The sequence below is a fragment of the Thermosporothrix sp. COM3 genome (assembly GCF_059696735.1).
In genome coordinates this window covers 4,925,950-4,952,360 of the sequence record NZ_AP019376.1, presented here as the reverse complement: position 1 = coordinate 4,952,360, position 26,411 = coordinate 4,925,950, and the positions used below count along the sequence as shown (strand labels likewise).

The 26,411-nt window shown below is 53.7% G+C and carries 24 protein-coding genes and 1 pseudogene; 17 read left to right on the top strand and 8 right to left on the bottom strand.

What is annotated here, in order from left to right; translation table 11 throughout:
• Positions 1 to 5: 5 nt before the first annotated feature.
• From KTH_RS20950 to KTH_RS20935, 4 genes are all read right to left on the bottom strand, one after another.
• Entirely contained in the window at positions 6 to 1,481 is a 1,476-nt protein-coding gene (locus tag KTH_RS20950) for an aldehyde dehydrogenase family protein (RefSeq protein WP_497620904.1), read from the bottom strand.
• A 129-nt stretch (positions 1,482 to 1,610) separates the two neighbouring features.
• A complete protein-coding gene (locus KTH_RS20945; protein WP_497620902.1) occupies positions 1,611 to 2,990 on the bottom strand; it encodes a helix-turn-helix transcriptional regulator in 1,380 nt (459 codons plus the stop codon).
• Between the two features lie 258 nt (positions 2,991 to 3,248).
• Positions 3,249 to 3,548 carry a hypothetical protein gene (locus KTH_RS20940; protein WP_497620900.1) on the bottom strand — a complete coding sequence of 100 codons (300 nt, stop codon included), beginning with the start codon at positions 3,546 to 3,548 and terminating at the stop codon, positions 3,249 to 3,251.
• 130 nt (positions 3,549 to 3,678) lie between these two features.
• Positions 3,679 to 3,855 carry a hypothetical protein gene (locus tag KTH_RS20935; protein WP_497620898.1) on the bottom strand — a complete coding sequence of 59 codons (177 nt, stop codon included), beginning with the start codon at positions 3,853 to 3,855 and terminating at the stop codon, positions 3,679 to 3,681.
• Between the two features lie 413 nt (positions 3,856 to 4,268).
• On the opposite strand from KTH_RS20935, the gene KTH_RS20930 reads away from it, so the two are divergent.
• Positions 4,269 to 5,081 (top strand): hypothetical protein, encoded by an 813-nt coding sequence (locus KTH_RS20930; RefSeq protein ID WP_111324169.1) that lies wholly within the window; start codon positions 4,269 to 4,271, stop codon positions 5,079 to 5,081.
• Positions 5,082 to 5,267: 186 nt separating this feature from the next.
• Here the strand turns inward: KTH_RS20930 and KTH_RS20925 are convergent, their stop codons facing one another.
• Together KTH_RS20925 and KTH_RS20920 are read right to left on the bottom strand one after the other, a co-directional pair.
• Positions 5,268 to 6,128 (bottom strand): sensor histidine kinase, encoded by an 861-nt coding sequence (locus tag KTH_RS20925; protein ID WP_497620896.1) that lies wholly within the window; start codon positions 6,126 to 6,128, stop codon positions 5,268 to 5,270.
• Positions 6,129 to 6,437: 309 nt separating this feature from the next.
• A complete protein-coding gene (locus KTH_RS20920; RefSeq protein WP_111324171.1) occupies positions 6,438 to 6,662 on the bottom strand; it encodes a hypothetical protein in 225 nt (74 codons plus the stop codon).
• Between KTH_RS20920 and KTH_RS20915 the strand changes: the two genes are divergently transcribed.
• A complete protein-coding gene (locus KTH_RS20915; protein WP_246046421.1) occupies positions 6,663 to 6,863 on the top strand; it encodes a hypothetical protein in 201 nt (66 codons plus the stop codon).
• A 26-nt stretch (positions 6,864 to 6,889) separates the two neighbouring features.
• Here the strand turns inward: KTH_RS20915 and KTH_RS20910 are convergent.
• Positions 6,890 to 7,030: pseudogene (locus tag KTH_RS20910) on the bottom strand (FmdB family zinc ribbon protein); the annotation flags it as partial.
• Between the two features lie 259 nt (positions 7,031 to 7,289).
• Positions 7,290 to 9,311, bottom strand: coding sequence for an excinuclease ABC subunit UvrC (gene uvrC, locus KTH_RS20905; RefSeq protein ID WP_497620894.1), 2,022 nt, complete (start codon positions 9,309 to 9,311; stop codon positions 7,290 to 7,292).
• Positions 9,312 to 9,660: 349 nt separating this feature from the next.
• On the opposite strand from uvrC, the gene KTH_RS20900 reads away from it, so the two are divergent.
• From KTH_RS20900 to nhaA, 15 genes are all read left to right on the top strand, one after another.
• Complete coding sequence (locus KTH_RS20900) at positions 9,661 to 10,572, top strand: ABC transporter permease (protein WP_497620892.1); 912 nt, start codon at positions 9,661 to 9,663, stop codon at positions 10,570 to 10,572.
• A gap of 182 nt (positions 10,573 to 10,754) precedes the next feature.
• Entirely contained in the window at positions 10,755 to 12,752 is a 1,998-nt protein-coding gene (gene selB / locus KTH_RS20895) for a selenocysteine-specific translation elongation factor (protein WP_111324175.1), read from the top strand.
• 370 nt (positions 12,753 to 13,122) lie between these two features.
• On the top strand, positions 13,123 to 15,006 hold the full coding sequence (gene pknB, locus KTH_RS20890; RefSeq protein WP_111324176.1) for a Stk1 family PASTA domain-containing Ser/Thr kinase: 1,884 nt from the start codon (positions 13,123 to 13,125) through the stop codon (positions 15,004 to 15,006).
• 525 nt (positions 15,007 to 15,531) lie between these two features.
• On the top strand, positions 15,532 to 16,947 hold the full coding sequence (locus KTH_RS20885; protein WP_111324177.1) for a glycosyltransferase family 4 protein: 1,416 nt from the start codon (positions 15,532 to 15,534) through the stop codon (positions 16,945 to 16,947).
• 17 nt (positions 16,948 to 16,964) lie between these two features.
• Positions 16,965 to 18,296 (top strand): polysaccharide deacetylase family protein, encoded by a 1,332-nt coding sequence (locus tag KTH_RS20880; RefSeq protein WP_111324178.1) that lies wholly within the window; start codon positions 16,965 to 16,967, stop codon positions 18,294 to 18,296.
• Between the two features lie 301 nt (positions 18,297 to 18,597).
• Positions 18,598 to 19,566: a lytic transglycosylase domain-containing protein gene (locus tag KTH_RS20875; protein WP_497620889.1), complete on the top strand. Its 969-nt coding sequence runs from the start codon at positions 18,598 to 18,600 to the stop codon at positions 19,564 to 19,566.
• A 309-nt stretch (positions 19,567 to 19,875) separates the two neighbouring features.
• The gene (locus KTH_RS20870; RefSeq protein ID WP_111324180.1) at positions 19,876 to 20,823 is read left to right on the top strand and encodes a Phenylacetic acid catabolic protein; all 948 of its coding nucleotides are present in this window, start codon (positions 19,876 to 19,878) and stop codon (positions 20,821 to 20,823) included.
• 2 nt (positions 20,824 to 20,825) lie between these two features.
• A complete protein-coding gene (locus KTH_RS20865) occupies positions 20,826 to 21,179 on the top strand; it encodes a metal-sulfur cluster assembly factor (protein WP_111324181.1) in 354 nt (117 codons plus the stop codon).
• Entirely contained in the window at positions 21,176 to 21,415 is a 240-nt protein-coding gene (locus KTH_RS20860; protein ID WP_111324182.1) for a hypothetical protein, read from the top strand. The genes KTH_RS20865 and KTH_RS20860 overlap by 4 nt, the downstream gene beginning before the upstream one ends.
• A 21-nt stretch (positions 21,416 to 21,436) precedes the next feature.
• Positions 21,437 to 22,201, top strand: coding sequence for a Phenylacetic acid catabolic protein (locus tag KTH_RS20855; protein ID WP_111324183.1), 765 nt, complete (start codon positions 21,437 to 21,439; stop codon positions 22,199 to 22,201).
• Positions 22,201 to 22,386, top strand: coding sequence for a PaaD-like zinc ribbon domain-containing protein (locus KTH_RS20850; protein WP_174843901.1), 186 nt, complete (start codon positions 22,201 to 22,203; stop codon positions 22,384 to 22,386). Before KTH_RS20855 ends, KTH_RS20850 begins: the two co-directional genes overlap by 1 nt.
• Positions 22,383 to 23,183 (top strand): enoyl-CoA hydratase/isomerase family protein, encoded by an 801-nt coding sequence (locus KTH_RS20845; protein WP_111324184.1) that lies wholly within the window; start codon positions 22,383 to 22,385, stop codon positions 23,181 to 23,183. The genes KTH_RS20850 and KTH_RS20845 overlap by 4 nt, the downstream gene beginning before the upstream one ends.
• Before the next feature lie 136 nt (positions 23,184 to 23,319).
• Positions 23,320 to 23,919 carry an enoyl-CoA hydratase/isomerase family protein gene (locus tag KTH_RS20840; protein ID WP_170142746.1) on the top strand — a complete coding sequence of 200 codons (600 nt, stop codon included), beginning with the start codon at positions 23,320 to 23,322 and terminating at the stop codon, positions 23,917 to 23,919.
• Positions 23,920 to 24,094: 175 nt separating this feature from the next.
• Positions 24,095 to 24,637 (top strand): hypothetical protein, encoded by a 543-nt coding sequence (locus tag KTH_RS20835; protein WP_137686128.1) that lies wholly within the window; start codon positions 24,095 to 24,097, stop codon positions 24,635 to 24,637.
• Positions 24,638 to 25,025: 388 nt separating this feature from the next.
• Positions 25,026 to 26,384 (top strand): Na+/H+ antiporter NhaA, encoded by a 1,359-nt coding sequence (nhaA, locus tag KTH_RS20830; RefSeq protein WP_111324187.1) that lies wholly within the window; start codon positions 25,026 to 25,028, stop codon positions 26,382 to 26,384.
• Positions 26,385 to 26,411: the final 27 nt, after the last annotated feature.

Genomic DNA, 26,411 nt, shown 5'->3' with positions numbered 1-26,411 from the left:
GCCTGTTATTTATGAGGCGGATAGGACACGAATATACTCTTGACCTCGCTGAACTCATCAACGGCGCTGCTGCCTAGCTCACGATGCCCGTTGCCGCTCTGCTTCATGCCGCCGAAGGGTAAATGAATCTCCGAACCGGTTGTGCCCGCATTGACGTAGACCAGTCCTGACTCGATATCCCGGATGGCACGGAAGGTATAGCGCATGTCCTCGGTGAAAATAGCAGTCGAAAGCCCGTACTGGCTGCCGTTCGCGACCTCAATAGCCTCCTCATAGTTGGCCACCGGAATCAACGAGACGAAAGGCCCAAAGATCTCCTCGCGGGCTATGCGCATCTCGGGCTGAACCTCGGTAAAGATGGTCGGCTGATAGAACGCGCCCTCGCTGTGTGCACCGTCGGTCAGGGGTGCTCCTCCCGTCACCAGTTTGGCGCCCTCCTGCTTGCCAATTTGCGCATACTCGTGAACCGCTTTGACACGTCCCATATTGACCAGCGGTCCCATATCAACCTGTTCATCCAGGCCATCACCAATGCGTAGCTTCTCGGTAATGGCTAGCAGGCGCTCGGTGAAAGCTTTGAGGACCGAACGCTGAATAATCACGCGGCTGGTTGCTGTGCAGCGCTGACCGGTTGTTCCGAATGCTCCCAGGGCGACGCTTTCGGCGGCAAGGTCCAGGTCGCCATCTTCAAGAATGATGACGGCATTCTTGCCCCCCAGCTCCAGGGCACAGCGTCGTAGATCACGCCCGCAGATCTCGGCAACCTGCTTGCCGACCTCAGTTGAGCCGGTGAGCGAGATCATATTGACCCGCTTATGACTTGCCAGGGCTGTGCCCAGGGTGCCGCCTGAGCCAGTTAATACATTCAGCACGCCATCGGGAAGCCCGGCCTGTTGTAGAATCTCGGCCAGCTTGAGGGAGAGCGCGGGGGTATCGCTGGCGGGTTTGAGTATCACAGCATTGCCTGCCATCAGGGCTGGAAGCGTTTTCCAGACAGGGATGGAGAGCGGGAAATTCCAGGGGGTGATAATGCCGACGATGCCAAGCGGATGCCGTACGGTCATACAGAATTTATTGGGTAGGCCGGGGGGAACAGTCTCGCCTTCTGCACGGCGACCTTCTCCGGCAATAAATCGAGCGACATCGATAGAGACCTGAACCTCGCCACGGGTCTCTTTCAGGATCTTGCCCATTTCACGGGTCATGAGGCGGGCAAGCTCCTCACGCTGTTCGTCCATCAATTGGGCGGCCTTCATCAAAATCTCGCCACGGACCGGGGCTGGCGTGCTCGCCCATCCTTTCTGGGCCCTGGTGGCGGCTTCAATCGCTGCTTCCAGGTCTTCCACGGTCGAGCTCTGATAGGTGCCAATGGTGTCACTGGTACGAGCCGGGTTAGTGCTGAGAAAGGTTTTGCCGCTGCTGGAAGCGCACCACTTGCCACCGATAAAGTTCTGAAACTGCGTTGGGGAAGTTGTTGACATAACATCTCCTCACTGAAGTGAATCGGTCATCTTTGATCGAGTTCGAGGGCGCTTCTCTGGCATGGGGCTGGAGAAGCGCTATCTCTCTGTCATTATAGCATGTGGAAAGCAAGCGAGGACTTCATGGGCTTATGTATTCCAGAACGGATTGATCAGAGGACGCAGCGTGGCGATATGCTCATCAATGCTTTTCACCGACGGAAGCTTTTGCCAGGAATCAAGCTGACGGCGCATGTTCAGGAAGCGTTGGAAGACACGTGCCGATTTGATCTGACCAATCAGATAGAGGGCTTCCTGCGCATAGAGACAGGCTTCGCTCATCTCATTCGCCTGACAGTAGGCGCTGGCAAGATCGATATAGACAATTGCTTTCTGACGTGTGCGCGTTGTATCAAGCCGTAATAATGACTGATGCAGTGTCTGAATCGCAAGCTCAGTCTGATGCAGCCGGAGACGGCAGGTTCCTTTATAGTTCAGCAGCGTGGTGCTATTAAAGCGGGTGTATGGCAGGTTACCGGGCTGTCCACGCTCAAGGAAACACTCCGACATATCCAGCGCTTTCTGACAGGCCGCCTCATTGCGCAACAGGGCATGTGCTTCGGCTTCAATTGCCCAGAGCCAGGCTCGCGTGACCTCAGGAAGGTAGAGCGGCGAGAGAGTATGTGCTTCCTGCAACAAAGTGAGTGCCTGCTGAGCGTTCCGGTTGTAGAGCGGAATAAAGCATTTGCGCCCGAGGATAACCGCCTGCATAATCTCGTCTTTGATCATGCGAGCCGCTTCCAGCGCGACGTTATAATAGTACTCTGCCTGCTCATGCTCTTTCAGATCAAAGAGGATCTCACCGACAACTTGAGCCAGCTCACCGGCAACGCGAGCGAGGCGGTGACGCGCCTCGGCTGAGAGCGGGCTTTCAAGGAAGGTGGTGACGACTTCCAGGCGTTGCAAGACATAGTTCAACATGCCCTGCGAGAAGATTCCGAGCATATCAGATAGCACGGACCAGCAATCTCTAGTGATAGCTTCCAGATGCTTGAGCGTCATATCATCCAGTTCAGTTGGTTTTTTGAGGGCCATTGTCAATCGCTGCCAGAGCGGAGGAGCATCGGGAAGAGGCTGTGTGAGGTGCGGTGCAAGCCCGTATCGTTGTAACACATGAAAACGGGTGTGCGCCATGTCGGCGCTTTCAAGCTGCTTCGAGGCCAGAACGATGCCCTGAGCAATGGCCTGGGCGATCGGTGAGGTCGGGATTTCCTGTAGCGCGATAGCGGGAGTGTCGGGAGGACGCCTGTTGTCGACTGCTTTCTGCTCGTTGTTGACCAGTCCCAGTGCTTCCGGCGTCATTCCAAAATAGTCACAGAGCAGGCGGCGCGATTCGGCATTGATAGGCTTGTTATGCTCGGCACGCAGGATTGTTTGTGCGCCAACTCCAGCCTCTTCTGCGAGGCGTTTCTGTGTCAGGTTCAGGTGTTCGCGCATAGCGCGGAGTGGATGGATTGGTCTTTTCGTCACGGTTACTTCCCCTTCTTCCACATATTCCCATGTTCGGCTTCAAGAGGGCCAGATATGAAAGCGGTAATTGTGAGATGAGGTCCTCTTCCGTATATAGGGTAGCATAAAAATAGAGATATGCAAAATGGTAGGAAGAATGTATAAAAGAGAAATGGTAAAAAGTATGATGTGTGAGCTGGTTGAATAGTGCAATAAAAACCTGAGCGTATCTGAAGGGCACAGATACGCTCAGGAAAACCAGAAACTCAACCCGGTAGATCAGGCATTCTCGACGGTCGGGCCGCCACTTGCGGGAGGCGTTTGTTCCTCCTGAGTTTGCTTTTCAGGGTGCTCGTCTGCGAAGTCGCCCTCTTGTGCCGGGCGTTTAAAAACATAATATGCGGAGTTGGTGGTCAGAGGCTGAACGGCGACCAGCTCCCAGCTTTCGCGTCCCAGACTGTTGAGGTAGCGACGGGCAAAGGCGCTGCGGCGCTCATTCCCGATCAGGGTTTCCTGCCCCTCACAGGAAATACGGCCCCGGTAATCGATATAGACCACTTTGTAGGCCCACTGTGTCATATGATCTCCTTCTGCATTGGCGCTCCAATCCCGAGGTAATAGACAAGGATAGGGAGCCCTGCTCTCTCTATGCTCTGAGAGCGGCAAAACAACGCTGTACGCAAGAACCGGGACAGAGAATGAAGAGTCCCTACCAGTAGCACCATACCAGAGTTTCAACCCCGGTACGGGCACCGTCCCCGTCGTGCCCTATTCCCACTCGCACCGGGTTCCACAATGCAGCGCGGGCGAGAAATGATGCGTTACTGGTAGGTTTCCTCGCACAGTTGCCAGTATAGCCGTTCCCCAGACCAAAAACACCGCTCATCTCAACGGTTTTTGGTTCCCGAGAAATAGACAGGGCCTCCTGTCAGATTCTACAGGTAAGCTATGTTGAAAAAGCATGATGTGATATGTGGAAAAATGTCACTATCTGCATGAATAATTTACCATTCATAGAACCGACTTTTTAAAAATAAAATAGTACTACATGTGCGGTGTGAGCTCATAATTTTTGATTTAAAATATGCTGTCATGTATAATGCATTGTGAGCTACTGTGGTACAGAGTGAGACATTTGTGGTTTGTACTATATCTGGATCACAAGGCTCGATGATGCAGGCCATTCGCAGTGGTGGCAACTGTGGAGAGGGATGGCAGGGAAGATGGTCGGTCAACAACGGGCCGTCTTGCATATCTTCTTCCTTTACTTCTAGTTTTTCAGGAAAGGATTAAGTGAGTATGCGACAGTACAAACGCCTCATGCTCTTAGTCGTACTGGCTGGTGGCTTACTTGCCGGTGCTGCAACGTTTGGTTTTCACCGAGCTTTTGCCGTTCATGATTCTCAGCCGAACAAAAACAAGGCGCATACGGTTGCGCCTAAGGATGATAAAAAGAATCCGCCTGCCGGTGTGTTTACCAATTATCCTGCGACAAAAGATCTGAAGCCGATTGCGGTGGATGATCTGCCCGGCTTGACTGCCCGCCTGCTGACGGATGACAAGGGCAAGCCCGAGGCGGTCACGTCGCCTGAGAGTGCGGGATTGCTTGGTGAGCTGCTCGGCGGTCTGGGACTACAGCAGATGCTTGGTGATACTAAGCTCTTGAAATCTGGCTCCATTCAGACGGGTGATCCCTCGAGTGTGCTTCAGACCGATCCTCAGCTTGAGTCGATGGCAATGCAGGCCCCTGGAGTGGGTGAGGTGCCTTTAAAGGATATTACGAGTCTGCTCGGTGATGTTGGCATTGATAAGCTCGGAAACCGGCTGAACAACTTCGGTAGCATGGAAAATGCCCTTGAAGTGGTCGAGAAGCTGAAGAACGCGCAGCCGGGACAGCGCATCACCTTGCGCAACAATCACGGCGCGTTTAAAGAATATCGTATCACAGGCACCTCTGAGATCAGAGACGGTATGGCGTGGATACCCTCGGATATGCCGGTCGGAGAAGCAAACCAGTATCTTGCGTTGATTGCTGGCACAGCAGAACTGGTGAAATCCACAGGGACAGACCAGTTACTCAAAGGGGTTGTTGTGCTTGCTCAGGCAGTCTAACATAAATCGTATCCTGCTGTCTCCTCGTGTTTGTCTTTTCTGTTTTGTACAAGGCGCTTCCAGAGTTACTGGAGCGCCTTCAGTTTGTGCTCAAGCCGAAAAGCGTGGAGCGACGCTTTGCTGTTTGGTTGGAGGGGGAAGCGGGCTTGAGGGGAATGCTCTACGGGCAGAATGAGGAGGGAACGTTTAGCCATCCTGCAAGGGCAGATCGAAGCAGAACGTGGTGCCACTTTGCCCTGGCTCTGGCAATTCCAGCCGTAGCGTTCCTCCATGCGCCTCGATGATGGAATGCGTGATGTAGAGCCCCAGGCCATTTCCTTTGCGCCTCTCCCGGGTTGCTTCCAGCCGCACAAAGGGCTGAAACAGGTGGCCCCTTTCCTCCGGAGGGATCGTAATGCCCTGATTATGGACACTGACATGTACAAGAGCCGGTTGCTCCGCTGTTGCCGAGGTGAGCCATACTTTGACCGTGATGGTGCTTCCCTCATCCGAATACTTGATCGCGTTATCCAGCAGATTCCCGAGTGCCTGATGCAAGCGCCCTTCATCCCAGTTACCCGGTACAGAAGTATCGGGTGTTTCCACGACGAAGGTATGATAGGGAGCGACGGGCCGAAGCTGCTCAACGCTCTCTTTGACGATGGTCACAAGATCACATGGCCTGGGTAGAATGGAAAACTGGTTTGAGGCGAGTTTGTTCGCATCCAGGAGATCATTGACCAGGCGGGCCATTCGCTGGGCCTGACTGACAATGATACTGGCATTACGCTGCATTCCCCTGGGACGGCGTGCCGTTGTTGCAGGCTCCTGATCTTCTACGTTGGCAAGATGACGGTGCAGCATCTGCGCGTAGTTAATGATAGGCGCAAGGGGATTGCGCAACTCATGGGCTATCATCGCGATAAATTGTTCTTTTCGCTCAATCTCCTCCTGTAATAAGAGGTTACTTGCCGTAAGTTCTTCGATCTGTTTCTGAAGAGCCTCTATCGTCTCTTGCTGTACCTGTGTCGGCTCGTGCTGCACCTGCATACCCTGTAACTCCTGCACCTCTCTATGTATTATTGTTTGCTTCCTTGTCTCCCTGCTACAGATTGTGTAATTTTAGTATACACTCTTATGCTGTTTCGAGTGCCATAGTAAGATCTGTTAATAGGAATATTGGGTGAATAGATTGCCTTCTACAATTTTGTGCAGATGGGTTTTGGTTGGTAAAAAGAGGTGTAAAAGTGCGAAGAAAGGGGATCAGGCACAGGATAAACAGAAGGTAGGATGGGCTATTCAGGTGAATGGAAGAGGTAAGCGATGAGAAACGCTCAGATGCGCCAGGCAAAAAAAGAACCTCCTTTGAGTGGAGGTCTATTGAGCGTCGGGCGGAGCTGGTAAGAGGCGAAGGGCCCGGAGCTCCTCCTGTGCCATTTCACTGAAGAGAGAGGGATCTAATGACGGATCGGCATGACCGATCAGGTGGCGAATCTTCTCAAGGATGCCCTGCCGAATATAATAATCATCGGTAAGCAGGAGTTCGCCGATCGCAGCTTCAATCTGCTGTCGTTGAATGGAGGCCAGAACCGATTCTCCCATATGGTCTTGCTTGCTCCTCTTTTCTTATCGGGCGGCGGTAGGCTCCGCCTGAAGGCGGAACCCTACGAACCCGCAGCGGTTGCTGTTTTGCTCTCGCTGGATGATGTGCTGTTGTTTGTGCTTGACGAAGAAGAGCTCTCTGTGGAGCTCTTGCTTTCGGTAGAGCTCGTGCTGCTTCCGTTAGAAGAGCTGCCGGGATGATCGGTCTTGTAGAAACCGGACCCCTTGAAGATGATTCCCGACGGATACAGCACTCTGCGGATATGTCCACCACACTCAGGGCAGACGGTCAGCGGTTCATCGGTCATTTTCTGCCACGTTTCAAAACGGTGGCTACAGGCTTGACAGAGATACTCGTACGTTGGCATATACCAATCACCTCTCTACAAAGCGGCCATAACAACTGCTTGTTTTTCTTTTCTTGTCTGAAAGAGCAGTAAAATAGCAGCGCAGAGTCAGAACAACTCTTTTGTTGCCAGGTATTTGTTTACTATGATATTACATAAGAACGGGGGAGACTGGAAAAGTCGCCCTGCATTTGTTATAGTAACGCGAAACCGTTGTGTTGTCAATCGGAGCTTGTGACTGCTAGCACTCCTTATTGTATAACGTTATGTCTGGCTTTTTTTATTCCTGGCGCCCGATGTATTCCTTGACTTTTTCAGCGGCCTCTCGCGTCATTCCTTCTAGGGCTGCCAGCTCTTCAACACTGGCGTTACCGATCGCCTTCAGCGAGCCGAAGTGACGCATCAGCGCCTTTTTACGTTTTGGGCCGATGCCGGGTATCTCATCGAGCTGAGACTTAAAGGTTCGCTCCGAGCGCACTTTGCGATGGTAGGTGATGCCGAAGCGGTGCGCTTCATCGCGAATGCGTTGCAACAGATACAGCGCCTGTGAGGTGCCGGGAAGCAGGATCGGCTCGGTGGCCCCGGGCACAAAGATAGCCTCATTTGTCGCCAGTTTGGTATGTGAACCCTCTTCCTTTGCCAGCCCGATAAGCGGAATGTCAAGGTGAAGCTCCTGGAGCACTTCCATCGCCGCATGTAGCTGTGGCTTACCGCCATCGATGATGATGAGGTCCGGCAGGCTCCAATCATGCTCAAAGTGCTGCTCATCTTCGGTTGCGGGAGCGATGTCGCCGTTTACTGGAACCGCAGGGTTTTCCAGTGTTGTGTTCTCTATCATTGTATGATCGGCTTTTTCTTTCGCAACCTTACGGAAGCGGCGACTCAATACCTCCTGATGGCTGGCGACATCATTTGCGCCCTCAACGGTCTTGATTTTAAAGCGGCGATATTCACTGTTCTTCGGCTTGCCGCCCTCAAAGACAACCATCGCCCCGACCGAGTTGGTGCCCTGGGTATTGGAGATATCGTAGCATTCAATGCGCTGTGGCGGGCTGACCAGATTCAGCGCTTCTTGCAATTCGTCCAGAGCAAGCTGTGTTTTCTGGCTATCGGTCAGCCATTTGATCCGCTGCTGTTCCAGCACTTCCTGTGCGTTGCGCCTGACCATCTCGATCAGGCGGACCTTGTCTCCACGTTTGGGGACAGTCAGGGTAACGCTGGTGCTTCTGGAGGTGGCGTTGCTGCTTTTGCGCCGCTCTTTGAGCCAGTTCTGAAGCACCTCGCGGTCATCCGGCTCTGCTTCGAGGATGATTTCAGAGGGAATGTGTGGTGACGTTTCGTAGAATTGTTGCAGGAACGAGGAGAGTATTTCACCCTCGCTGCTGTCGCGGGTTCCCTGAAGAATAAAGGATTCGCGCCCTATGAGCTTACCGCTGCGGAAGAAGAAGACCTGCGCACAGGTTTCATCATCCCCGCGGGCCAGAGCGATCACGTCCTGATCTTCCTGTCCTTCCGTGTTAATGATGCGCTGTTTCTCCAGCACGCGTTCAACGGCCTTGATGCGATCGCGGATGCGGGCGGCCTCCTCGAAATTAAGGTTTTCGGCGGCGGTCTCCATCTGGTGTTGCAGATCTTTCAGGATCTCATCATGCTTGCCCTCAAGGAAAAGAATCACCTGCTGAATCACCGCGTCGTATTCCTCTCGGGTACAATAGGCCACACAGGGAGCCAGACAGCGGTGAATATAGTATTGGGTGCAAGGACGCGTGAGAAGCTTCTGTTTCCAGCCGGCGGGCACTTCGCCTTCGCGCGGGGGAGCCCAGTTGCTGCCATCATAGCGGCAGGTGCGGAAAGCAAAAAGTTTATTGAGCAGATCTAATGTGGCATCGACCGCGCCCGAATTGGTATAGGGTCCAAAATAGCGGTTCCCATCACGCTGGTAGCTGCGGACGCGATAGACACGCGGAAAATCTTCGGTGAGCGAGATTTTGATATAAGGATAGTTCTTGTCATCGCGAAGCAGCACATTATATTTCGGGCGATACTGCTTGATATAGTTGCTCTCCAGTACCAGCGCTTCGACCTCGTTTTCAACTACCAGAAACTCGATGTCGTCAACACGAGCGACCATGCTTTGATTCTTGGGGCTCAGGTCGGCGGAAGGCTGGAAGTAGGAGCGCACGCGATTATGCAGCGAGATCGCTTTACCAACGTAGATAATCTTGCCCTCTGCATCCTTCATCAGGTAGATACCGGGCTTGTGTGGGAGTGAGTTCAGGACGGATTGTATCTTTTCATTCATTGCGTTTCTGCAACATCCTCATCATCAAGGCTAACCAGGCGGAAAATCTGTTCGTACGTCCCCCCCATTATACTACAAAGCTACTACAAAGCTACTACAAAGCAGCTACAAAGGGGTCAGCCTCCGCGTTTGGTCTCTGGAGAATCGGAAACGCGGGGATCAGGAAGGGGGCCGGTACTGAGACAGTTTTGCGACAATTATGCGATACCTGTGCGACAGCTCTACAGTATCGTTTCTGACTAGATTGATTGAGTGATTGAAGGCTATACGCTGAACGTGTGTATCAAGGCTTTTGTATGTATGATTTTCTGAAAAACACATGGCATGGACGAATTGAGGAGTACTGAGTATGGAGGTGTCAAACGTACAGGGGCACATGGCGATAGGTATGTTCCCGAGCTTCCCCGGGCTGGTTCAGGGCGAAATAACGAAGCTCATGCGGCATCCGCTGACCTGGGTGGCCGGCCTGCTTTCGCTCTGTGGGCTGGTAGGTGTGAATCTGCTGATTCTGCTTACGGATATAGGGAATGATGCCAGGAGCCCGCTCAAAGATCCTGTTGGCTTCTGGACGAACCAGTTTGAGGGGCTGATGTTTGTGCGGGTGTGTGGTGGGCTCTTCCTGATCATGATAACGGCCTACTTGATCGGGATGGAATATCACTTCGGTACGATCCGTGTGGTGCTTGGTCGCGGTGTAGGGAAACTACAGCTTCTGTTCGCGAAACTGACTGCCCTCTTGATTATGGCGCTTGGCATGCTGGTTATCAGCGTCCTGGTCTATGCTCTGGGTTCAGTCGTGAACGCCTTGATTCTGGCCGGGAATCTGAACAGCCTGAGCGCGTTGAAAGGCGAGAACTGGAAATTTGCCAGCTATTTTCTCTCCTCGGCGCTGATTAGCCACGTAGTGACCATTATAATGGCTGCGGCAATGGCGGTCCTCGGGCGCTCGCTGGCATTCGGGATGACAGCGGCACTCTGCTGGTTTGCCGTCGATAACATGGCAACAATCATGCTCTACCTTGTGGCAAGCTTTACCCACAACGACATCTTCCTGAAGATTCAGACGTATCTGCTCGGGCCTGATCTGAACGCGCTGGTTTCTGCCTGGGCCGGTCAGGAGCACGTGCGTCTGGCGATGTTTACACCGATTGTCAACGGGAGCTACTCGTCTACACAGTTCTTGCTTGTAATCGCGGGCTATACGGTTGCCTTGCTGGCTATTGCCGTCTTCTTCATGGCCAGACGTGATGTGAAAGAATAACCCTTTTTTTACCTCTGCCCATTGTTGAGGGGGACGATGTTTCGGGCATCGTCTCCCTTTTTTATGCGCTCGATTGGGCAGAAAGGGCTTGTTGTAGTATACTGAAACCGTCTGGGATTATCCTTGATCCATCGAGAAACAAGACTTCTGATAAGGGCTAAGGAAGCGTAGCAAGAGGAACTATGAGTTGTATTGGTACTGCCGGGCATATTGACCACGGAAAGTCGACGCTGGTGCAGGCGCTCACCGGAATTGATCCTGACCGATTGGCAGAGGAAAAAGCGCGTGGCATGACCATTGATCTGGGCTTTGCCTGGTTGACGTTGCCAGGCGGGCGTGAGGTCAGTATTGTGGATGTACCCGGTCACGAGAGCTTTATAAAGAATATGTTAGCAGGAACAGGCGGCATTGATGCGGCGCTGCTGGTTGTTGCCGCTGACGAAGGGATTATGCCGCAAACGCGGGAGCATCTGGCAATTCTCGACCTGCTGCGGGTTCCCCGTGGTGTCGTGGCTTTGACAAAGGCCGACCTTGTGGATGAGGAATGGCTGGAACTGGTGCGTGAGGAAGTGAGCGCGCAACTTCGGCCTACCACGCTGGCTCAGGCCCCGATCCTCCCTGTTTCTTCCTATACGCGAGAGGGGTTGCCGGAACTTCTGAGCACACTTGACCGTATATTGTCAGAAGAGGAAGTGCGGCAGGATATTGCCCGCCCACGCCTGTTTGTTGACCGTGTCTTTACGCTCACCGGCTTTGGCACGGTTGTGACCGGGACGCTTCTTGATGGGACACTCCGCGTTGGACAGGAGGTGGAGATCCTGCCTGCTGGCTTACGTACACGTATTCGAGGCATGCAGACGCATAAGCAGGCTGTCGAGGTGGCTCGTCCGGGGAGCCGGGTCGCGCTCAATCTGGCGAACATTGCTCGTAGCGATGTCAGGCGTGGAGATGTTGTGGCCCTGCCGGGGCAGTTGCGTCCGGTCCAGCTCTTTGATGCGCGGATACGCTTGTTGCCCGATGCACCTCGTCCGCTAACGCATAATACAGAGGTAGAGGTGTTCAGCGGCTCCCAGGAGATTCCGGCTAAGGTGCGCCTGCTAGATGTGGAGACGTTGCAGCCGGGAGCGAGTGCCTGGGCGCAGTTTCGCCTCAGCCGTCCGGCGGTACTGGTGCGACGGGACCCGTTCGTCCTGCGTATCCCTTCGCCAAGCATGACTATTGGCGGCGGGGAGGTAGTAGACACACGGCCCCGGTATCATCGACGCTTTCAGGCTTCGGTGCTTGAGACGCTGGAACAGATGCTTCATGGCACGCCGGAAGATCTGGTGCTGGCTGCTCTGGAAACCCGCCGGGTCGGAGCGAAAAAGGGCGCCTCTGCGTCGGGTGGAAAAGGATATGAGCTGAGAGATCTGGCCCGACAGTGTAATCTTGCAGAAGATGTGACACAACAGATATGTGACACGTTGTTATCTGAAAGAAGAGTGCGTAAAATAGGCAATTTCTGGGTCGCGCAGACGGTCTGGGAAGCCCTGGTTGAGGAGAGCGTCCGTCTGGTGAGTGATTTCCACAGGCGCTATCCGTTGAGAAGCGGACTCTCCAAAGAGGAGTGGCGTACTCGCCTGCATCTGACGCCCCGTCTTGCTGCCGATGTATTTGCGACGTTACAGAGAGAAGGCGTGCTGGAACAGGGAGAGATACCGGGCACAGGGGGCCTATCGGAGACGCGGGGAGCGGGCACGGTCCATCTTCCGGGCTATGCACCGCAGTATACAGAACAACAGAAGAAGCAGGTGGTACAATTATTGGAGAGGTTCCGGGCCAGTCCGTTTACGCCGCCAACGCGTGCCGAGGCCGAGAAGATTGCAGAGGCGGAGGTGGTCACGGCCCTGATAGAGCAGGGAGTGCTTGTCAAGATTGGTGACGGCCTGCTCTTTTTGCGTGAAACCTATGAGGAAATGCTGCGCAAAGTGCTGACCTATCTGTATCAGCATGGTACGATGACGGTTGCCGAGGCGCGGGACCTCCTGGGAACGACACGAAAATATATTTTGCCTGTGTTAGAACATATGGATATATTGCGTATTACAAGGCGTAACGGGGATGAGCGCGTTCCGGGACCGAATGCAGCCCTGCTTGTGCCAGATCAGAGTGAGTTTCTGGAGCGTAAGGAAGAGAAATAATCGAGCGGTAATAGCTGAAGTTGATTGGCGCTGGCATACAGTTGTAAACTCCTACTTTTGTGTAGAATGTTCCATTCTGTCGCAGAATAGGTTAAAATAAGTGACGCAATGCATTTTTTCCCGGCCGGGCCGGAGGCTCTGATCTGTAGTCAGCTTATCGTATCACCGATCAGAGAAAGCACTTACGCCTTTTCGTCGATAAGGTAGCAATAATCTGTATCCTGAATTGTTGGTGGAGTGTGGTGTGTGTGGAAGGCGCATCGGAAGAAGGTGCGATCAGGCATCATTCTGTAGAACGCTTCTGAGAAAGAGAGTTGCCTGATTTCGGAAAATAGGCAACCGATATCTTGCCTGTACAGTGCGGAGAACTATGCAAATCGAAGTTTTGGCTGAGCGATACCAACTACTCGAACCAATAGGGCGGGGCGGCATGGCGACCATTTACCGTGGGCGTGATATGCATATGGAACGCGATGTCGCTATTAAAGTGCTGCGCGATGTTTATAGTACCGATCCGAAGTTTGTTACCCGCTTCCAGCGCGAGGCGAAAGCGGCTTCATCTCTCCAGCATCGCAACATCGTACAGGTCTATGACTACGGCCAGAGCGACGGTAATTATTTTATTGTCATGGAGCTGGTCGAAGGGACTGACCTGCGCCGCTATCTGCGGACTCGGGGGGTACTGGCTGTCGATCGGGCGATTATTATTGCTCATGATGTGGCACTTGGTCTGGGCGCTGCTCATCGACGGCAGATCGTGCACCGCGACGTCAAACCGCAGAATATTCTGGTTGGGCGTGATGGTTCGATCAAGTTAACCGATTTTGGTATTGCCAGTGTCTATAAAGATATTAATGCCGAGCGTCTGACAACCACGGGGATGACACTTGGTACGGTGCAGTATTATGCGCCGGAACAGGCACAGGGGGAAATCGTCAGCCCTGCCGCTGATGTGTATGCGCTGGGAATCGTCATGTATGAGATGCTGACCGGGCGCACACCATTTGAGGGTGACACACCTGTTGCCGTTGCAATGCAGCATATTCAGGACCCCCCCACGCCTCCCAGTCATTTCAATCCGGGCATTCCTCCGGCCCTTGAAGATATTATCTTACGCTGTCTGGAAAAACAGCCGGAGATGCGCTATCGAGATGGCAATATGCTTGCGCGAGCCCTCGAAGCGCTGGAACAGGGGGATGCCTCCCTGTTTCATCCGCTCCATAATAGTGGCCTGCTGGTCGCGACTGATAGTGCGACTGTCATTTCGCCTCCTGTCGCAGGAGGGCCTTCCGCTGGTGGTGTCTACCAACAGCCCTATCAACATCCGTCGAACCCGCAACATATGCTTCCTCCTCAAGGGGAGCCGGTAGATCCCGCCTACGCTCAGGCGCCGTTGATGGTTGGGTCGCAGTCAGGAACCTCTATGGACCCTACCGGGGCAACGCGTCCGTTTCAGCGCGATACCATGATGCAGTCAGATGCAGCTGCTGAGGTCCCACAGAAAGAATCCCGTGCTGCCGGTATTATCACTGTTCTTATCTTACTTGCTGCTGTCGTCTTACTGGGATTCAGCGCCTTTCTGGCCGGTGAGCTTGGTCTGATTAAGCTGCCGTGGACGCAATCGGCAACGCCGACGGCTTCTCCGACGCAAGAACAGGTTCAGGTTCCCGATTTTCATGGGAAGAATTGGAGCGAGGCCGAAAAGCTGGCGAAAGAGAAGAAGCTGGTCATCAAGCCCGAGGATAATGTGAAAACGGGTGTAGTGATCGCGCAGTCCCCCGATCCGAATATGAACATTGCCGCCGGGGGAACGGTGACGCTGAAGTTCGGCCTGAAGGTGCCGAGTGGCATCACCAATGTCAACCTTGATATTGCGCGCCAGAAGTTGCGTGAGGCCGGTATTCCGCTTGATCGCATTCGTGAGCAGGATGCGGGCGTAAACGCGGCTCTGAGCGATGATACCGTTGTGCGTGTGGAGCCCGCGGAAGGATCCGAGCTGAAGGAAGGTGATACCGTGATCCTTTATGTTGCCAACTACTCGAAGGTTGAGCCAACGCAGGAGCCGACCGCGGAGCCAACGGAGACGGCTACCCCATCGCCGACGCCATCACCAACGCCGACTTTGACGCCATCACCAACACCGACCTTGACACCTTCGCCCACTCCAACGCCGACGGAGCTGCCAACTGCGATGCCGACGCTGCCTATAGGGGGCAAGACCGATCAGGGGAATCCGTCCCAGAACGGCCAATAAGCAAAAAGCAAGACCCGTCAGCAATGGCGGGTCTCTTTTTGTCTGGTGGGAACGCGCAGGGAGGGTTGAAGTGGCAAGCATCCCCTTTCGCACACTTGATTGCTCTTCCTGTATATATGAGTCTGACTATCACCTCCCTATCGTATTACCTTTAAATATAAAAGAAATTCATTTCTACAGTACTGTAAGCTTTCTTCAAAGAGGCCGGAGAAATACAGGATTTCAGGCATGGATGCCTGCTTTCTGTGATATACTGGCAGTGTTGTATAGTGATGCTACCTGACATGCTATACTGAATAGTAGAGTTATTCGCTGCACACTTTTCGTGCTGATCGATATCCGGTGCGAGAGTTCGCGATGCGGCACGTTTTCAAATGTTGTTTCCGTCACCTGACAGGGATTGCAGGTCTTTGCGCTGTCGATTTTCAGGCTCGCTGCAATATATGGTTTCTGGGGCCGGACGTTCAATGGTGAACAAGAGCAACAACCTCTTCCCTCACCTGTAGATCAAAGGACTATCTGCTTATGTTAAAATTAGAAGGTGCAATTACGCCTGAAAACACGCTGTTTGTGCTCCTGTGTTTTGAGGGGCCGGATGTTTATTCAACCGCCGGGGGACTCGGCACACGCATTACTGAACTCAGTGAGGCGCTGGCGGTACAGGGATATACGACCCACCTGCTCTTTATCGGTGATCCCGATAAGCCCGGCATCGAAACCCGGGTAGAAGGTCGCCTGATTCTCAAGCGCTGGTCTCAGTGGATCAGCAAGTACTATCCAAATGGCGTGTATGATGGAGAGGAACAAAAGCTCTACGATTATAATGAGAGTGTTCCCTACCATATCTATGAAGAGATTGTGCGCCCGGCTGTTGCCGAGGGTAAGATGGTAGTGATTATGGGCGAGGATTGGCACACCGCCGAGGTCATGTGCAGAACGTCTGATCTGCTCCATTGGTTCGGTTTGCGTCAGAAAGTTCTCTTGCTCTGGAACCTCAACAGTCTCATGTCGCTGCACCGGGTGGATTGGGCCCGGCTCAATTTTGTCTCAACCCTCTGCACTGTCAGCAAATATATGAAGCATAAAATGTGGGATCTGGGTGTCAATCCGCTGGTAATCCCGAATGGTATTCCCTCACGGCACATGGAACCCGTCGATCAGGACGCTATAACGCGTTTACGCCGCTTTGCCCGTCAGGGGGACCCGAACCGGCTGTTTCTCTTTAAAATCGGGCGTTTTGACCCTGATAAGCGCTGGATGATGGCCGTTGAGGCGGTCGCCCGTCTGAAAGAGAGCGGCTATCCTGTGACGCTGCTGGTTCGTGGCGGCATTGAGCCACATGGCGCCGAGGTCTTCTCGCATGCCTATCGGCGCGGGTTGGTCATTCGTGATGTGGTTGCGCCCCGCCGTCCCTCGACGGTGAACGAATGCCTCGATCTGCTGGAAGGGGCGGGAACCGCTGACATCTATAATCTACGCTTCTTCTTGCCTGAAGCTTTCGTCCGCTCAATTTATGCCTCGGCTGATGCGACGCTGGCGAATAGCGGTCATGAGCCGTTCGGCCTGGTCGCGTTGGAAGTGATGGCCGCGAAGGGGATCGCGGTGACGGGATGTACCGGCGAAGATTACGCGGTCTCCTTTGAGAATGCGATTGTGATCGAGACAGATGATCCTGATGAGATCGTGGGCTACCTGCTGTACTTGCAGCGACACCCGAATGAGCAGGAGCGTATGCGCAGGGAGGGCTATCGAACCGCGCAGCAGTTCTTGTGGGAGCGCGTGCTTGAGAACCTGTTCGGAAAATTAGAGTTTCTGGCACGAAAACAGAATATCATTCTATCACCTCGCCAGTTGGAAGAGCAGGCTCCGGCCAATGGGCAGCATGGCGCTTCGTCCACTGTTGTTGAACGGGAGAAGGTGGCGGGTAAACCAACCGCTTAGTTTGTGAGGGCCGTTGTATGGTTGCGAATCTGGCGATTTATACTGTTGTGCATCAACCACGCCGCTTGAAGTTTCCGGCGCAACCAATTCCGTATGGGGCATCGAGTGAGGATATTGCGCGCTGCCTCTTTGATGAGCGCCTGAATGAGCAGTGTTTTCATCAGGTCGCGCGCGAGTGCTACTATCCGGCTGCACAGGTGTTCCTTGAACTGGTGCGGAACGAGGGGTTGAAACTCTGCATGGGGGTTCCCCTCTCTTTTGTGCAACAGGCGCAGGTCTGGGAACCCGCGCTTCTGGAGCTCTTCCGCGAATTGATTGCGGAACCCAATGTAGAGTTAATCGGGGTGGAGCCCTGCTATAGCTATCTCTTCTTGCTGGACCTGCCTGCTTTTGTCAAGGAGATGCAGCGCATGTCTGATGAGCTGTATACTGTTTTTGGCAAGCGTCCACGAGTTACTGATACCACCTCGCTGTGCATGTCGGCCCCGCTCTATGATGCTCTGGATGAGGCTGGCTTTCAGGGGGTGTTTGTTGATGGCAGTTCCGCAATGCTTGGCTGGCGACAGGCAACCTATCTTTATCGCAACGGGGATGAGGGCACCTATACCCTTCCTCCGGTGACCCCGAAGAAGATACGCCAGGCAACGCCTGCTGCTCCCTATCTGCTCTGTCGTCATCAGGCTTTGAGCGATGATGTTGCGGTCCGTTTCTCAAACCAGGACTGGTCTGAGTTCCCGCTGTATGCCGACACGTATGCCGAATGGATCGCGCGTACGCCGGGTGATCTGGTGGTGCTGGGGTGGGATTTTGAGGTATTTGGTATCAGGCAGAGCATTGATAGCGGTATTCTCTCGTTTCTACGCGCCCTACCAGAACAGCTTGCGCGTCGAAATATTGTCACCTGTACCGCCAGTGAGCTCATTGAGCAATATCAGACGCAGGCGTATTATCTTCCCCTTTCTGTGTATCCGTCAGCACGCGACTTTCTCCCGGACACCAGGGCGTCCCAGCAGTTGTTTTATCTGATGCACTCCCTCTATGGAGTGGCGAAGCTGACCGAGAAGCCTGAGTTGCTGGAACTGGCTCACTGGCTGGCGCAGGCCGACCATTTTCTGTACTCTCCCCGTGATATGCTGGCTCCGGTTCCGCGGCTGAAGCACTACGATACTGTGCAGGAGCAGAAACAGATCTATCTGAACGCGCTGCATGCGATGGAGCCCTATCTTCCGGCTCGCCTGTCGCGGCGGATGGAAAAACGACGACGTGCCTCAAAAGCATCAAAAGAAACAGCAACGAAACGAAAACAGAAATCCGTACCTGGCAAGCGTATCAAGACGAGCATGCGCTAACGAGAGCAATGCGCATGAGAAGGGCTACACTCGCTGTGGCCCTTCTCATGTTGAGACCGGCAGAATACCTCTGCTGTATCAGCCCGATGAAATCCGCTTTGATTGGTAAGAATCGGTTAAGATAGATCATTTTTACATTACTTTTCGCCCCTATTCGGCACAAAACGTTGACGCCTCCGTGTTTCTTTGGTTATTCTCAGACATGAAATGGTAGCTGCTGGCGCAGGGGGGCTTATGGTTGTATCGACAGGAAGCAGCTAATGTCAATGATGATAGTAAAGAGAGTTGTTTGAGGTAGGATATGTCCCAGTTCCGTTCACGTGTGCCGTTTCAGGTTGAGGAGAAGCCGTCGCCTCCTCCTCTTTCCGGTCCGCATCTGCCATCTTCGCCCTCATTCGTCGGGGGAAAAGCAGGGACAACGGAAGCGTTTGAATTTAGCCCGATTGCCAGCGCCTCAAATCCGGTTCGTGTCCCAACAGGCCAGCTTAGTACGACAAAAACACCAACAGGGCAGTTACTGCCGACACCATATCAGCCCACCACTGGACAGATGTATGTGCTGACCGGGCCGTTGACCGACGGTCTTGTGCTACCCCAGAATCGGCAGGCTGTGGTTATTCCCGGCTCAAAGAAGAAGCGCCAGAACACGACAGTGCAGCGCCAGCCTTTGCCTGCACGTGTTCGCTTTTCGATTGTGGCGATTATGCTGTTCTGCTTCTTTATTTCAACGCTGGTTTCGTTCTCTCCTGTGGGCACCGGTCAGAAGACGACTCCCTTTTCGGGTTCCATCGCAGAATGGTTGCAGCGCCAGCAGAACTGGAATACGATAGGCAACAGTGGCGTACCGGTCAGGACAAATCAGGAGAAGCCACCGGCCAATGTTCCTGATGGCGATTATGTTGCGATGGCTCGCGCTGCTGCTCGGGCGGCGGGCATCCCCGAAGAGTACTTCGTGAAGCAGATTGATGCTGAGACTGGCTTTAATCCGAACGCCATGTCGCCGGTTGGGGCGATGGGCATCGCTCAGTTCATGCCTGATACGGCTGCCAGCCTGGGAATCGATCCCTGGAATCCTGAACAGGCGCTCTATGCTGCGGCACGAATGATGTCGAGCCTCTATAAGACGTATGGCGATTACGCGAAAGCGCTTGCCGCTTATAACTATGGCAGTGGCAACTTACAGACAGTTTTGAATGCCTGCGGTTCGGGCTGGATGGGATGTCTCCCCGGAGAAACCCGAGCCTACATTTACAAGATTATGGGAATCTAGCAGGCATTTGGCAATACGGATCAAGAGAAACGCGCATAACCTACCACCTGATGGCAACCCGGTATCCAGCCGGGTTGTTTTTTTTGTCCGTAAACGTTCGGGGCACTTTTGCTGTTGAACAGCTTTTTTTCCTGTCAGGCTATCTGACCTATCAGCTTGACTTTCCCCTGCTCTGCGGCATACAATTGATATGTCCATATGGAGATATGACACTTCGTTTTGTGTGAACAGGTATGCTGAAAGTGACGCTTGCGACGTCTCTGGCCTCCCTCATCTGGAGGGGGCCCGTTTGAGTAAAGGAGTCTGGCGATGGTGACGCAGACCCCGGCTTTGCAAAGCGAGGAGGCTTTGCAGCAACGGCTTCGTAAACAACAACTGGTCGAATCCCTTGAGCATATGAGCCCGGTGTATCTGGAAGGGATCAAGCGCATTCTGACCGTCTCTGCTGACACCGAGCTGATTAGCTCTCCTGCGTATTATCATGCCGCTGTGCATGCACCCTCGTTAAATGCCTTTGGTTCCGCCATTTCTATTATTCAGGATGAACTCGGCCATGCTCATATTGCCTATCGGCTGCTGCGTGACCTGGGCGTGGACACCGAGCAACTGATTTTTGAGCGTGAGCCAGCGAAATTTAAGTACCCCTATGCGTTTGATGTGCCTCTGGAAAGCTGGGTTGAACTGGTGGTTGCCAACGCGTTCTATGATCGGGCTGGCTTCGTCCTGTTGAGCGATGTCTTCCAGAGTACCACCTTTGGCCCCTGGAAACGTGCCCTGCTGAAAGTTGATAAGGAGGAGACCTTCCACCTGCGCCACGGTGAGCAGTGGATGCGTCGCCTGAATAAAGATGCAGAGGGACATGCACTCCTTCAGCAGGCGGTGGACTGGATGTTCTTGCTGACGGTGGAATGGTTTGGCCTGCCCGATGACCTGAAGAAGCACACCGAGCAATTGAACTATGGCTTTAAGGGACACAGCAATGACGAACTACGCCAGATCTGGATGTCAACGGCTGTGCCGCTCTGTAACGAGCTTCAGCTTCAGATTCCAGCCCATTATGATGAGGAGCAGGGAAAATATGTCCTCGAGTGTCCTTTCCCGGCCTATTTCAACGCGGAGAAGAAGCGCTGGGAAGAGTCCTGTTCCTGGGACGATGTCATGAAACGCTGGAAAGCACGGGGCCCAAAGAATGAGGAGTTTGTTGGTATGATACAGCGCGGCAAGAAAGAGATGCTGCGCCTGTTGGAGCAGAAATAACGATGCCTGCACACTATCCATCTCTCAAGGACTATCCACGCGATCACACGTCGTGCCCGGCTCTCTGGGACGCGCTCCGTGAGGTGATGGACCCGGAGATCCCTGTAAGCGTCGTTGATATGGGGCTGATCGTGGCAATCAGTCAGCAAGATGGGGTGGTTAACCTCAAGCTGACCTTTACTGCGATGGGCTGCCCGGCAACGGAGTTCATTCTTGAGGATGTGCGAGAACGCCTGTTGCGTGAGCCCGGGGTCAAAGAGGTACAGATTGAGGTCGTTTGGGACCCCATCTGGACAAAGGCACGTTTGAGTGAAGAGGGCGTTGAGATCATGCGCTCCTGGGGTATATCTGCATGAGTACAAGCACAATCCGCTCGCAAGCGCCTGCACGCCGCGAAGCGCTCAATGAGTCGCAGGTCTGGTGTGTGTATGCCCGGCGCAAATATGAGGAGCCGCTACATGAGATTGGCAATGTGATGGCCGATGATGTTGAGCTGGCAAAAGTCTATGCTCGCAGTATCTATGATGAGTTTTCCTGGGTTGAAATGGTACTGGTTCCTCGTGAGAGCATTGTTACCGTCATTGCATCGTGAAAAGTGAGGCGGATCTTTCGCATGAGTACAATATCTCGTATCAATCATGCGGCTTTATTTGCTATTCTGTCGTCGCTTGCCGATAACAAGCAAGCGATTGGGCGGCGCTATGCCTACTGGTGTAATGGCGCTCCGGCTCTGGAAGCGGCGGTTGCGGCTGCGGCTATGACGCAGGATGAGCTCGGCCATGCCCGGACGCTCTATCCTTTACTTGGTCACTTCGCGCAGGCCGAAACGATGCCCGAACAGGTCGAGCCCGAGACGCGCACACTGCGCTATCACCTGGCCTATCTCGATCAGGAGTTTCAGGGCTGGTGCGATTTTGTGGCGACGAATTTTCTGCTCGATACTGCCCTGACGACCTTCTTTGAGGCAGCACAGAACTCAAACTATGATGCACTCCGCGCCCGCTCTCGCAAGATTGTGCAGGAAGAGCGCATTCATGCGATGCACGCGGATGGCTGGGTGCGGCGTCTGGCCCGGGCCGGTGGCGCGGTGCGAGAGGTGTTGATTGCCTCGCTAGAACGTCTCTGGGATGAAACGCTGTGCTGGTTCGGCCCATCTGATGATGCGGTGATGCTGCAACTCGTTCAGGATGGCATGGTCGAGGCTACACCTGATGAACTGCGTGACCGCTATCTGCGGAAGCTGTTACCCGTACTGCAAGCGACAGAGATCGAAGTCCCGATCCGGTTTGAGGAGCGCATACAGCGCTGGCTTCCCGTGCGGCCCTTGCCCTGGGCATGCTGGAAGCAGGAGGAGCGGCGCTTTCAGGGGGATCGCTGATGAGTGAGCAATCCGAGGTAACCTGTCCTTTTTGTGGCTCCACTGAGACAGAGCTGTTTTCATTGTTCGGGCAACAACTGTTGACCGTGCAATACTATTGTCGTTCCTGTCGTACACCGTTTGAGCGCGTCAAAGATGACACGGTGCTTGATGAGTATGTCGCACGAAAGGAAGAAGAGCAATGACGACACAGACTGAACGGACACTGGTCAACTATAATGTGACCGATGGGGTTGCGATTATCGAGCTATCCAATGCTCCCGCAAATACATATAGCTACGAGATGATGAGCCAGCTTGATGCGGCTATCCTGCGCGCTCGTTTTGATGAACAGGTGCATGTGCTGCTGCTGCGGGGCGCTGGCGAGAAGTTCTTCTGTGCCGGGGCCGATATTTCCATGCTGAACGAGGTCACGCCCGCGTATAAGTATTATTTCTGTCTGCATGCAAATGAGACGTTGGTCCGTCTGGAGCAGACGCCGAAACTGGTAATCGCGGCACTGAATGGCCATACGGTTGGCGGTGGTCTGGAAATCGCGCTTGCCTGCGATATTCGTATTGCGCGGCGCAATGCCGGGAAAATTGGCCTACCTGAAGTGAATCTTGGCGTGTTGCCGGGAACCGGCGGCACACAGCGAATGGCCCGTGCCCTGCCCAAAAACAAGGCCATTGAATATATGGCTGAAGGCAAGCTGATGAGCTTTGAAGAGGCGCTTGAACTCGGCCTGATCAATTATATCTATGAGTCCGAACACTATTGGGAACAGGTGCTTGACTATGCCCGATCGTTCTGTCCGCCGCATAAAGCAGCCCGTACAGTTGGGCGTATCAAGCGTTCGGTGCAGTCCGGAGCTGAAGTCACGCTGGCCGAGGGGTTGGCACTTGAACGCGAACTCCAACAGCTTTGTTTCCAGAGCGAGGATGCAAAGGAAGGCATTGCCGCCTATGTAGAGAAACGCAAGGGGAATTTCAGCGGGCGCTAGCAGCAGAAGTTGAGCTATCCTCTCTTTGCGCACCTCTTGAATGTCATCCAGAGTCCCATTTGTGGGCTCTGGATGATATAATAGTTGCTGGTAGAGACAAAGATGAGCAATGAGGGTGCAGGGTCAGAGAGCGGTTATGGCTGAGATACGAACGCGAGTGCAGAAGGATGTCTGGTGGATCATTCTCGATAATCCACCGTTAAATCTCCTGACGACAGAGATGCTGGTACAATGTACAGCGGCTCTGCAAAAAGCGCTGCGCCTGTCCCCACGCCTGATCGTACTATCCGGTATTGGTGAGCAGGCTTTCTGCTCTGGCGTTGACCTCCCCTCCGAAAAGCAACGTTCAAAGCTATTGCATGCTGCCCGGGAGACGGACGTGATGTTCTCAACTGTGCGGCAGAAAAAGATTCCCACCGTGGCATTGATTAAAGGGAACGCCTTTGGTCCCGGCTGTGAGATCGCGTCTTTGTGCGAGACGATTATTGCACGTGAGGATGCTCGGTTCAGGCTTCCCGCGCCCAATGCACAGGTGTTTCCCTCGGCGGTCACGACCTATTTACCCTCTCTGATTGGTCAGGAGCAGACAACCTTTCTCGGGCAGAGCGGCAAAACGCTTTCAGCCCGTGAGGCGTTGCATCTGGGGCTGGCTCATCAGGTACTCCCGGCGCGTCGCTTCTTGCAGGATACAGAAGAACTGCTGATTATGTTGGCTACAATCGGCTCTCCCGCCTGAATATGGTATACAGAGGCGCTTCTTCCTCGCTTACTATCCATGGCGTTTTGTGGCCCAATCCCTACATGAGTGAAACGGGAACTTTTTGAGCAAGCAGAACGTCTTGTCTGTGAAGGCTTATTGGTGCAGAGGATGGAGGTGAGCGAGAAGGAGTATCTTTTGAAGAAGGAGAGCTATGATGCAGAAGCTCAAATCAATACCGTATCTGACACACTGGCTGCTGGTGCTTTCTCTGGTGTTGGTTCTGGTACTTGTTACGGCATGTGGTTCAAGGCCAACCACGGGGGGACAGCCAGCACAGGGAAGCCCGACCGCAACCCCTCCTGCTACCACGCCTGCTCCCGATAAGGGAGACAAGAACGCGCTTACAAACGGCTGCCCTAGCGATATCACGATGAAGACCGTGCCATCAAAGGCGGATGTCATTGTGAAGAGAAGCGATATTGGGAAGACCATTGTTGTGCATAAAGGCAATATTATCGAATTTGATCTCCCGTTCGGGCAGCGCTGGCTTGGGCCGACCGCTACACCAACCATTCTGGAAATTCAGCAGCCTGCTGGCTTTGCTGCCTCTGAGAATAAGGCCTGTATCTGGCGCTTTGTGGCCAGGGATACAGGAAAGATCGAGCTTGACTTTACGGCGCGGGCGATCTGTCGGCCCGGTAAGATGTGCGCCATGTATATTATGGATCTTCCATTTACCATCGAAGTACAATAAGACCTCGTTCATCTCTCCAAGCGGGCGTATACGGGACGCCTGCTTTTTTTATGCGGTGTAAAGGTTGCTTTTGGGTCCCACTTTGTGCTGATAATGAATGGAGGTACCTGCTAAGAGAATGCGAAGCGGAAAACAGGGAAGGTCATAGTCGCTCAGGATGCCTGTTGAGCCGGAGCCAGATGTGATTGCTCCCGTGGCCACCTGCTCTTATTGCCGAGATCCTCTTTTTCTTCTCATCGGTTGTCCCGTTTCTTCCTGATCGCTGCTGCGGTGGCCTGCTTTCTTATCTATGCTGCTCAAACGAAGCCCCGGTGTGCCCATAATCATATCTGGACCGGGGATAGATCGATATGTTCAGTAATATCTCTTTTTGTTGGTGGTGGAACATATGAATATCCAGGAGCAGGTGAGGAAACCTGCACAGAATCGTATTGCCAGGCTGCTCTTGCGCCCATTTCAGGCGTTTTTTGATGCGGAAGTCACAGGAGGAGTCATCCTGCTCTGCTGCACCGCGCTTGCTCTAATCTGGGTCAATTCGCCATTTGGGCCGCTTTATGACGCACTCTGGCAGACACATGTTATGCTCGGGATCGGACCTTTTGCGCTGGATGAAGCACTCCATTTCTGGATCAATGATGGCCTTATGACGCTCTTCTTCTTTCAAGTCGGGCTGGAAATCAAGCGTGAAGTGCTGGTAGGGGAGCTCTCGTCGTTACGAAAATCGGCCCTGCCTGTGATTGCTGCCCTGGGCGGTATGATCTTTCCGGCCTTGATTTTTCTTGTATTCAATTTCAACACCAGCGCTCATAGTGGATGGGGTATCTCGATGGCGACCGATATTGCCTTTGCACTCGGGGCCCTGGCGCTGCTCGGAAGCCGTATCCCTGTCGGGCTCAAGGTATTTCTGGCAGCTTTTGCGATTGCCGACGACCTCGGCGCGGTTCTGGTGATCGCGTTGTTCTACAATACCGGGATTGATCTGCTTGCGCTTGGGCTTGCGGCGCTGTTCCTGATGAGCCTGATTACAGCGAATATGCTCGGGATTCGGTGGCGCTTTGTCTATCTCGGGTTGGGTGTCTGCCTCTGGCTGGCGTTGTTGCGCTCTGGCATCCATGCCACACTGAGCGGGGTGTTGCTGGCGATGACGATTCCCGCCCGCGCCTTTATTGATGGACATGATTTTGTCAGGACCGGGCGCGAATTGCTGGATGAGTTCGAGAGCTGCGATCCCGGTCAGGTTGGCCTGGCGATGAGTGATGAGCAACAGGCGGCAACGCAGGCGCTTGAGGTGGTCTGTGAGAAGATTCAGGCTCCCCTGCAACGGCTGGAACGTGGTCTGCATCCGTGGGTCAATTTCTTGATTATGCCCCTGTTTGCGCTCTCGAATGCAGGTATTCATCTTGAGGGGAATGTGTTGAGCAACATTGTCAGCCCTGTGTGCCTGGGGGTTGTCCTGGGGCTTGTCTGTGGCAAGCAAATCGGGATTACGCTGTTCTCCTGGCTCGTGGTGAAACTGGGCGTCTCCGAGCTTCCAGAGCGCGTCTCGTGGCGGCATATTTATGGCGCGAGCTGGCTTGGTGGAATTGGCTTTACTATGTCCCTCTTCGTCAGTGATCTGGCCTTTGGCGCGGGGCAGGAGGTCCATATTGCGGAGGCCAAGCTTGGCATTCTGATTGCTGCACTGCTGTCGGGCGCGGTTGGTTGTGCAATTCTGTTTGGATGCAGGAAAGAGGCGGCTGAGTGGTAGTTTTTTCTGTCTGGCTGCTGTAGAATG